Source organism: Streptomyces calidiresistens (assembly GCF_014141525.1).
Classification (GTDB): domain Bacteria; phylum Actinomycetota; class Actinomycetes; order Streptomycetales; family Streptomycetaceae; genus Streptomyces; species Streptomyces calidiresistens.
The window spans coordinates 1-8,262 of the sequence record NZ_VKHS01000173.1 but is presented as its reverse complement, the minus strand read 5'-3'; the positions used below and the strand labels follow the sequence as shown (position 1 = coordinate 8,262).

Below are 8,262 nucleotides of genomic sequence, written 5' to 3'. Positions count from 1 at the left end.
CCCTTCCCCCTTCCCCCTTCCCCCTCTGCCCGGAGCACCGATGCGCATCGCCACCTGGAACGTCAACTCCGTCACCGTCCGTCTGGAACGCCTGGTGGCCTGGCTGGAGCGCAGCGGCACCGATGTGCTCTGTCTCCAGGAACTCAAGTGCGACCTGGCCGCCTTCCCGGCCGAGCGGCTGCGCGAGGCCGGGTACGAGGCGGTGGTGGCGGGCACCGGACGGTGGAACGGTGTCGCGGTGCTCTCCCGGGTGGGCCTGGAGGACCCGGTGGTCGGGCTGCCCGGTGCGCCGGAGTACGACGGAGTGGTGGAGCCGCGCGCCGTCTCGGCGGTCTGCGCGGGGGTCAAGGTGTGGTCGGTGTACGTGCCCAACGGCCGGGAGGTGGAACACCCCCATTACGCCTACAAGTTGAAGTGGTTGGCGGCCCTGCGCGGGGCGGTGGCGTCGGACGCGGCCGGCGAGCGGCCGTTCGCGGTGCTCGGTGACTTCAACGTGATCCCCACCGACGAGGACGTGTGGGACATCGGCGTGTTCGACGAGACCTCCACCCACGTGACCGAGGCCGAACGGGCGGCGTTGGCCGACCTGCGCGCGACGGGTCTGCGGGACGTGGTGCCCCGGCCGCTGAAGTACGACCGCCCCTTCACCTACTGGGATTACCGGCAGTTGGCCTTCCCGAAGAACAAGGGCATGCGGATCGACCTGGTCTACGGGAACTCCGCGTTCGCGGACGCGGTGCGCGACGCCCACGTGGACCGGGAGGAGCGCAAGGGGAAGGGCGCCTCCGACCACGCGCCGGTGGTGGTGGACCTGGAGCCGATGGGCTGATCGCCCCGGGCGAGGGCCCCGGCGGGGCCCTTCCCGCCCCGTTTTCACCCCTCGTGCCGTGGAATATTCCCCCGGAACGCCGTCGTGCCGCCGGCCGGCGCGCGGGCCGCGGTGCCACCCTTCACGGTATGAGGTTCCCCTTCGCACACCGATGGCGCCGCCCGGCTCCCCCCGTGTCCCCGGGCGGCACGGAACGCGGCTACGACGCCGAGGGGGTCGCGGAGCTGCTCTCCGAGTGCCCCCTGTTGCGGGAACGCGCGGCCGCCCGGGGGGTGGTGCTCTCGGGGGACCCGGAGTCCCTCACCCTGCTCGATCAGCTTCCCCCGCTGTGGCTCGAGGACCCCGAGGAGTTGCCGGCGCTGGCCACGGACGCCGGCCTGTACCTGGGCACGGTGATCGTGCGGTCCCTCCCCGGCGCCCGCTGGGCGCCGGGGGAGGACGGGGGGCCGGAGGTGGCCCTGCCCTCCGGGCGCCGGTTGGACGTCGAACGCCTGGGCCGGGAATGGGCGGAGAACGGGACCCCCGAACTGTCCCGGATGTACGCCGAGGCGGCCGAGGGCTGACCCCGGGGCCGCGCCTCCCGGCCCGGCGCCGGGCGCCCCTCCCGCTCAGCGCGGCACGGGGGCCGCGGGCTCGTCGCCGCCCGTGGGGGTCCGACGGGCCGACGGGCGCGGGACCCCCGCCGGACGCCCGCCCTGGTGGGGGGCGCGGACGGCGGGGGCGCCCGTGAGCGGTGGCGGCACGACCGGCTCCGGGGCCAGGGGGATGTCGTACTCCAGGCGCCAGCGGTCCCCGCGCAGCACCGACTCGGAGGTTTCCACCGGTCGGCCGTCCGCCGCGTAGTGGGTGCGTTCCACCGTGGTGAGGCACTGGCCGGGCGCGCAGCCCAGCGCCTCCGCCTCCGGGCTGGTGGCCGGGCGGGAGGCGACCACCTCGCGGGCCCGGACGACCCGGATGCCGATGGCCGCGAACCGCCCGCGCACCCCGCGGCGGGCGTAGGGGCCGCGCTCGGGCCAACAGATGTCGGTCTCCCCGGTGAGGGACAACGGCTCCCAACTGGTCGCCAGTTGGAGCGGGAAGCGGTCCGCGAGGTACTCGTAACGGGTGCACATGACCCGCTCGCCGGTGGTGATGCCCAGTCGCTCGGCGACGGCCGGCGGCGCGACGGTGGCGGTGGAGGTGGCCTCCCACACCAGATGGGGCGTCCGCTCGGCGGGGCTCTCGGCCCTCGGCACGGGAAGGAGACCGAACCCCTCCGCCACGTCCCCCTCCGCCACGGGGGGCAGTCGCAGGGGCACCGGAACGTGTCCGGGGTGCCGGTCGCCCGGGCCGGGAAGCGGCGCCGCCCCGCCGCGGGCGAGGGCCCGGGAGCCGCCGCGGATCTCGGCGGCCAGCGGGGAGTCGACCGCGACCGAACCCCTCACCAGGGAACCGATCGGCTTGCGGTCGCCGACGAAGACCCCCCGCCCGAACTGGCCGACCGCGTAGCCGGCGGCCTTGAGCACCCGCACCGCCCGGTCCACCGTCTGATCACTGGCCCCGTAGACCCGTTTGAGTTCCGAGCGGGAGGGGATGCGCGCCCCCACCGGCAGAAGCCCCTCGTCGATCTGGCGCCGCAGATCGTCCGCGATGCGCTGGTAGACCGGTCGCGTGTCACCCATCTGATCCCCTCTCACACCACAGGGTTTCGACCGCGACCAGGCTACGTCACGCGGCGTCAGTTCTCCTTACTCGTGGTGAGCTTCGGGCGAGGGCTCAGGGCCGTCGCGGTGACGTCGCCGACGAGTTCCACCACGTCGGGGCCGTACGCCTGGGAGTTGACGACCTTCAGCAGGAGCACGAAATTCCCGGACCCGCCGTACTTGCGGGCCAGTCGCAGGTGGTGGCGGGCCAGGTAGCGGGCGGCGGCCTGATGGGTGATGGAGCGCTGGCCGCAGATGAGGAAGACCGGCCTGCCCTCCTGACCGGCGGTGAGGCGGGCCAGCAGGACGTACTCGACCGAGCCGTTCTCCAGGCGGTACCGCTCGGTGCCGATGAGGAAGGCGCCCCGGTCGGGGCCCGGCTCGGTGTCGGTGTTGGCGGAGACCCCGGGCAGCAGGCTGTGCAGGTGGGCGGCGGAACGCCGGTTGCCCATCGGACCGCCCAGGCAGAACTCGGTGCGCTCCCCGAAGCCGCGCTGGGCGGTCTCCCCGGATATCACCCGTGCGTGGGACCGGCAGTTCTTGATCAGGGCCGCGAGTTCGAGGAGGGCGAAGACGTCGTTGCGCGCCACGGCCCCGTCCGCCCCGGCCTCCCGACTGACCACCAGCAGGCATTCGGAGTTGTCCGGGAGCCCGAAGAACCTTTGCTGGCGCCCGAGGTCGCGCTCGTACAGCCAACCGCGGAGGAACCAGCCCAGGACGGCGGCGGCGACCGCCGCGACCGCGATGGCGAGGAGCAGGGTGCGCACGTCGTCGTTCATGGCCGGGACCCTACCGGCGGCTCGTGCCGGTGTTCGACCCCCGGGTGGGAACCGCGACACGCCCGCGACACGGCCGCGACCTCCCTTCCCTCCCCGCCGGACGGGGACCGCGCCGCGGGCCGGGACGGGGGCCGGCCGCCCGTTTCGCCCCTCTTTCCCCGACCGGGCGGGTTTGGGATCGCCGGCTCCGGTCACCCGCACAGAAGGAGGCCGTATCCGGTCACCCGAGGAGTGGCCCGGAGGGGCGGCCGGAACGAGACGGAGGACGACGATGACGCCAGGAGCGGAACGCCGCGGCCCCGGAGGGCCGCGCCGGGACGCCAACCCGCCGGATCCCGACCCGGACCGGACCCCCGGCATGGAGCCGGGTGGCTCGGTGCCGCCCGGGGACACCCCACCCGCCGAGGGGAGCATGAGCGAGGCGGGACCGCAGGAGACCCACAACCCGACCAAGGGGTGGGCGGTCGCCCCCCTGGCCCTGTTGATCGTGGTCACCGTGCTCATCGCCGCTTTCTTCTTCGCTTACGCGATTTCCCTGTTCTGAGCGGGATCCCCCCGCCCCCGGACGCGGGGAGAGGGCCACTTCACCACGAACCGGCCCCTTCCCGTTTTCCACCAGAAAGTCGGGGTAGGCGGCGAGTTGAGCCACCGACACCCCTTCCGGGGCGACGTCGGAGCGAGTCGGCATTCCACCGACCACAACCGAAGAAAGACGATCGCATTCGCGAAGTGAATGCCCGAGGGAACCATGCCCGGCACCTCCGGTGCCGCCCTTCCGGTCCATCCGGAAGCCGTCCCGCCCGCCTCACCCGCCCGCCCGTCGGGCAGCCGGGAACGGCGGGGGACGGATGGGGACCCCGAACGGATCGCGGCGAGCGGGAGCCCTTCGTTCGCCGGGATCACCGAGATCGCCCAGACCAAGGAGTAGCGCTCGTGTCCCACATCGAGGAGTCCATCGAGGTCGCCGTCCCGGTGACCACCGCCTACAACCAGTGGACCCAGTTCGAGGAGTTCCCCGAGTTCATGAGCGGGGTGGAGCGGGTCGACCAACTGTCGGACAGCCGGACCCACTGGGTGACCAACATCGCCGGTGCCCAGCGGGAGTTCGACGCCGACATCACGCAGCAGGTGCCGGACGAGCGGATCGCCTGGGCGAGCCGCAACGGCCCCAAGCAGGCCGGCGTCGTCACCTTCCACCGGCTGGACGACTCGCACACGAAGGTGATGCTCCAGATGGAGTACGCGCCGGAGAACTTCACCGAGGCCATCGGCGACAAGATGGGCTTCGTCCGCCGCAAGGCCAAGCAGGACCTGGACAACTTCAAGGAGTTCATCGAGTCCCGCGGCGCCGAGACCGGCACCTGGCGCGGCAAGATCTGACCGGGGGCACCGTCCCGCCCCTCGCGGGAGCGCGATGCCCGGGCCGCCCCGCCGACCACCGTCGGCGGGGCGGCCCCCGTGTGTCCCCGGGAGTCACCCCCGGTCGGTGGGGGCCGGTCCGCCCGACGCCGTTCCGTCCGGTGCCGGGGCGGCCAGCTCCGCCAGGAGCGCCGGCAGCGCCCGCCCGATCGGTTCGCGGATGACCTCGTCGGCCAGGGCGTCGCAGGGGGTCGGCTCGGCGTTGACGATGATCAGCCGGGCGCCGGCCTCCGCCGCGATCCGCGCCAGCGAGGCGGCGGGTTGGACCCGCAGGCTGGTGCCGACCGCGACGAAGACCGCGCTCGCCCCCGCGACGGCCACCGCGCGCCCCAGCACCTCCCGGTCCAGGGCCTGGCCGAACATGACCGTGGCCGACTTCAGGATCCCGGCGCAGAGGGTGCAGGGCGGGTCCTCCTCCCCCGCCTCCACCCGGGCCAGCGCGTCGGCCATCGGCCCCCGGGCGCCGCAGTCGACGCACTCGAACAGGCGCGCGGTTCCGTGCAGTTCGAGGACCTCGCGGTCGGGCATTCCGGCGGCCTGGTGCAGCCCGTCCACGTTCTGGGTGATCACCCGTACCGGTACACCGGCGTCGGCGAGTTCGACGACCGCCCGGTGGGCGGCGTTGGGACGCGCGTGCCGGGCCGGGCCGGTGAGGCGCACCCGCCAGGCCCGCCGGCGGATCTCCGGATCGTTGACGTAGTGGTGGTAGGTGACCAGCTTCTCCGCCCCGGGATCGCGCCGCCACACGCCGTTGGGGCCGCGGTAGTCCGGGATGCCGGAGTCGGTGGAGATGCCGGCGCCGCTGAGCAGGGCCACCGGGGGTCGGGAGGGGTTCGACGCGGGTCGACCGGAGCCGACCGGGTCGCTCCCCGATCGGGGGGCCGTCTCGTCTCCGCTCATATGAAAAGCGTACGCTCCCGGGCATGTTCACCACGCGTCCCACGCTCCAGGGCACCTTCGGCATGGTCTCCAGCACGCACTGGCTCGCCTCGCAGGCGGCGATGGCGATCCTGGAGGAGGGAGGGAACGCCTTCGACGCGGCCGTGGCCGCCGGCTTCACCCTCCACGTGGTCGAACCCCATCTCAACGGCCCGGCCGGCGACGCCCCCATCATCCTCGCCCCCTCCGGCGGCCCGGTGCGGGTGCTGTGCGGTCAGGGACCGGCCCCCATGGGCGCGACCATCGAGCACTTCACCGGACTGGGACTGGACCTCGTGCCCGGCACCGGCCCCCTGGCGGCCGTCGTCCCCGGCGCCTTCGACGCCTGGATGACGCTGCTGCGCGACCACGGCACCCGCTCCCTGCGCCGCGTCCTGGAGGCCGCCATCGGCTACGCCGAACACGGCCACCCCGTCGTGGAACAGGTCTGTCGCACGGTGGAGAGCGTCCGGGAACTCTTCGAGACCGAGTGGACCTCCTCCGCCGAGGTCCACCTGCCCGGCGGACGCGCCCCCGTCCCCGGCGAACTGCTGCGCAACCCCGACCTCGCCGCCACCTGGCGCCGTCTGCTGGCCGAGGCCGAGGCCGCCTCCCCGCACCGCGAGGGGCAGATCGACGCCGCCCGGCGGATCTGGCGCGAGGGCTTCATCGGCGAGGCCCTCGTCGCCCACGCTGCCCGCCCCGCGATGGACTCCTCCGGACGCCGGCACGCCTCCCCGCTCACCGGTGACGACCTGACCGGCTGGGCCGCCTCCTACGAGGAGCCCGCCCGCTACGACCACGGCGACTGGACCGTCTGCAAGCCCGGCCCCTGGAGTCAGGGCCCCGTCCTGCTCCAGCAGCTCGCGCTGCTCGGCGACGCCCCCGCCGACCTGCTCGCCGAGGCGGGCGGCGGACGCGCCGGCGGGGCCCGCGGACTGGCGCCCGAGGAGACCGCCGCGTACCCCGAGTACCTGCACCTGCTCCTGGAGGCGAGCAAACTGGCGATGGCCGACCGGGAGGCCTGGTACGGCGACGCCGGTCCGACCCCCGCTCCCCTGGACGACCTGCTCTCCGAGGAGTACAACGCCGCCCGCCGTGCCCTGATCGGCCCCCGCGCCTCCGCCGAACTGCGTCCCGGCTCCCCCGGCGGACGCCCCCCGCGCCTGGCCCGGGCGGCGAGCGACCCGGCCGCCTTCGCGCCCCCCTTCGACCCGCTCGGTGTCATGGCGGCCGGCTCCGGCGAACCCACCGTGGGACGGAACGGCGAGACCCGCGGGGACACCTGTCACGTGGACGTGGTGGACCGCTGGGGCAACCTGGTCAGCGCCACCCCCAGCGGCGGCTGGTTGCAGTCCAGCCCGGTCGTCCCGGGACTGGGCTTCCCCCTGGGCACCCGGTTGCAGATGACCTGGCTGGAGCCCGGACTGCCCTCCTCGCTGACCCCCGGCAGGCGCCCGCGCACCACCCTCTCGCCCTCGCTGGCGCTGTGCGGCGGCGAACCGGTCCTGGCCTTCGGCACCCCCGGCGGCGACCAGCAGGACCAGTGGCAGGCGCACTTCTTCCTCGGTCTCCTCCTGCGCCCCGGCGTGCGCGGCGGCCCGGACCTGCAGGGCGCCATCGACGCCCCCAACTGGCACCAGGACTCCTTCCCCGCCTCCTTCCACCCGCGCGGCACCCGTCCCGGCGAGGTGACGGTGGAGTCCCGGGTCGGTGAGCGGGCGGTGGAGGAACTGCGCCGGCGCGGCCACCGGGTGCACATCGGCGGGGCGTGGACGGAGGGTCGGCTGTGCGCGGTGGCCCGGGACCCGGAGTCGGGCGTGCTCTCGGCCGCGGCGAACGCCCGGGGGATGCAGGGGTACGCGGTGGGTCGGTGAGGCCCGGCGCGGGCCGTCCCCGCCACCCCCGGGAAGCGCTTCCGGCCCGCCCCGGGGTGGCGGGGAGCGGTGGGGTGGCGCACAATCGGCGCGAGTCCGCCCCACCTCCCCGACACGAGCGCCGGCGGCACTCCGTGACCGCTTCACCACTCCCCACCGTTTCGGTAAACACCTCGTAGCACAGCGGAAACACCCGGTGTAACACGGCTACGCTTCAGTAGCCGCATGGAGATGTCCGTGATGGGGCGGGAGTCGGCTGCTTTCACCGCCGAGTTCCGCTCACTGGTCGAGGCCCTGGACCCCGCCGTGGGCTGGTTCGCCGCCTTCGGACGTCGCGTCCCCGAGGATCTGAACGCCTGGACCGCCGGACGGGAACTGCCCCCCTGGGACGTGGTCGCCGACCTCCTGCAGGACCTCGCGGCCCGGTACGGCGCCGGGGAGGCCGAACGCCGCGGGAGACGGATCCGCTCCCGCTACGAACTCGCCCAACGCGCCCGGGACTCCCGGCCCGATGCCCGCGAGGACCTCACGCGCCGCCTCGGCCGGGAGGACCAGGCCGAGATCGACGCCCACCGGCACGGTCAGGAACTGGCCGCCGCCGAACGTGCCGCCCGCCTGGCCGGCCGGCACGAGGAGGCCGAGCGGCTGACCGCCCTGCGGATGTGGGCCGGCGACGACGAGGAACGCGCCCGCGGTCGCCGCGCCGAGCTGCGCCGACGGCTCAACGCCCTGCCCGCCCCCACCGGACCCACCGTGCC

The 8,262-nt window shown here is 74.3% G+C and carries 8 protein-coding genes and 1 pseudogene; 6 read left to right on the top strand and 3 right to left on the bottom strand.

Annotated features, from left to right (window positions below; all coding sequences use genetic code 11):
• The first annotated feature begins 40 nt into the window (after nt 1-40).
• Together FOE67_RS09945 and FOE67_RS09940 are read left to right on the top strand one after the other, a co-directional pair.
• Nucleotides 41-829 carry an exodeoxyribonuclease III gene (locus FOE67_RS09945; RefSeq protein ID WP_182662668.1) on the top strand — a complete coding sequence of 263 codons (789 nt, stop codon included), beginning with the start codon at nt 41-43 and terminating at the stop codon, nt 827-829.
• Nucleotides 830-957: 128 nt separating this feature from the next.
• The gene (locus FOE67_RS09940) at nt 958-1,392 is read left to right on the top strand and encodes a DUF6278 family protein (RefSeq protein ID WP_194444120.1); all 435 of its coding nucleotides are present in this window, start codon (nt 958-960) and stop codon (nt 1,390-1,392) included.
• 45 nt (nt 1,393-1,437) lie between these two features.
• On the opposite strand, the gene FOE67_RS09935 is transcribed toward FOE67_RS09940, so the two are convergent.
• Nucleotides 1,438-2,490, bottom strand: coding sequence for a GntR family transcriptional regulator (locus FOE67_RS09935; protein WP_182662666.1), 1,053 nt, complete (start codon nt 2,488-2,490; stop codon nt 1,438-1,440).
• 56 nt (nt 2,491-2,546) lie between these two features.
• Nucleotides 2,547-3,290: a hypothetical protein gene (locus FOE67_RS09930; RefSeq protein WP_182662664.1), complete on the bottom strand. Its 744-nt coding sequence runs from the start codon at nt 3,288-3,290 to the stop codon at nt 2,547-2,549.
• 271 nt (nt 3,291-3,561) lie between these two features.
• Here FOE67_RS09930 and FOE67_RS09925 point away from each other — a divergent pair, with 271 nt between their 5' ends.
• Together FOE67_RS09925 and FOE67_RS29135 are read left to right on the top strand one after the other, a co-directional pair.
• Entirely contained in the window at nt 3,562-3,834 is a 273-nt protein-coding gene (locus FOE67_RS09925; RefSeq protein WP_182662662.1) for a DUF6480 family protein, read from the top strand.
• Nucleotides 3,835-4,223: 389 nt separating this feature from the next.
• On the top strand, nt 4,224-4,670 hold the full coding sequence (locus FOE67_RS29135; RefSeq protein WP_182662660.1) for an SRPBCC family protein: 447 nt from the start codon (nt 4,224-4,226) through the stop codon (nt 4,668-4,670).
• A 93-nt stretch (nt 4,671-4,763) separates the two neighbouring features.
• Here FOE67_RS29135 and FOE67_RS09915 read toward each other — a convergent pair whose 3' ends face one another.
• A complete protein-coding gene (locus FOE67_RS09915) occupies nt 4,764-5,609 on the bottom strand; it encodes a Sir2 family NAD-dependent protein deacetylase (protein ID WP_182662658.1) in 846 nt (281 codons plus the stop codon).
• A 23-nt stretch (nt 5,610-5,632) separates the two neighbouring features.
• Between FOE67_RS09915 and FOE67_RS09910 the strand changes: the two genes are divergently transcribed.
• Both FOE67_RS09910 and FOE67_RS09905 read left to right on the top strand, forming a co-directional pair.
• On the top strand, nt 5,633-7,504 hold the full coding sequence (locus tag FOE67_RS09910) for a gamma-glutamyltransferase family protein (protein ID WP_182662656.1): 1,872 nt from the start codon (nt 5,633-5,635) through the stop codon (nt 7,502-7,504).
• Nucleotides 7,505-7,729: 225 nt separating this feature from the next.
• Nucleotides 7,730-8,262 (top strand): annotated as a pseudogene (locus FOE67_RS09905) (hypothetical protein); the annotation flags it as partial.

Excerpts from the sequence above, each read along its gene's own strand:
- FOE67_RS09945 (WP_182662668.1), top strand. The coding sequence starts at position 41 with ATGCGCATCGCCACCTGGAACGTCAACTCCGTCACCGTCCGTCTGGAA.
- FOE67_RS09940 (WP_194444120.1), top strand. The coding sequence starts at position 958 with ATGAGGTTCCCCTTCGCACACCGATGGCGCCGCCCGGCTCCCCCCGTG.
- FOE67_RS09935 (WP_182662666.1), bottom strand. The coding sequence starts at position 2,490 with ATGGGTGACACGCGACCGGTCTACCAGCGCATCGCGGACGATCTGCGG.
- FOE67_RS09930 (WP_182662664.1), bottom strand. The coding sequence starts at position 3,290 with ATGAACGACGACGTGCGCACCCTGCTCCTCGCCATCGCGGTCGCGGCG.
- FOE67_RS09925 (WP_182662662.1), top strand. The coding sequence starts at position 3,562 with ATGACGCCAGGAGCGGAACGCCGCGGCCCCGGAGGGCCGCGCCGGGAC.
- FOE67_RS09915 (WP_182662658.1), bottom strand. The coding sequence starts at position 5,609 with ATGAGCGGAGACGAGACGGCCCCCCGATCGGGGAGCGACCCGGTCGGC.
- FOE67_RS09910 (WP_182662656.1), top strand. The coding sequence starts at position 5,633 with ATGTTCACCACGCGTCCCACGCTCCAGGGCACCTTCGGCATGGTCTCC.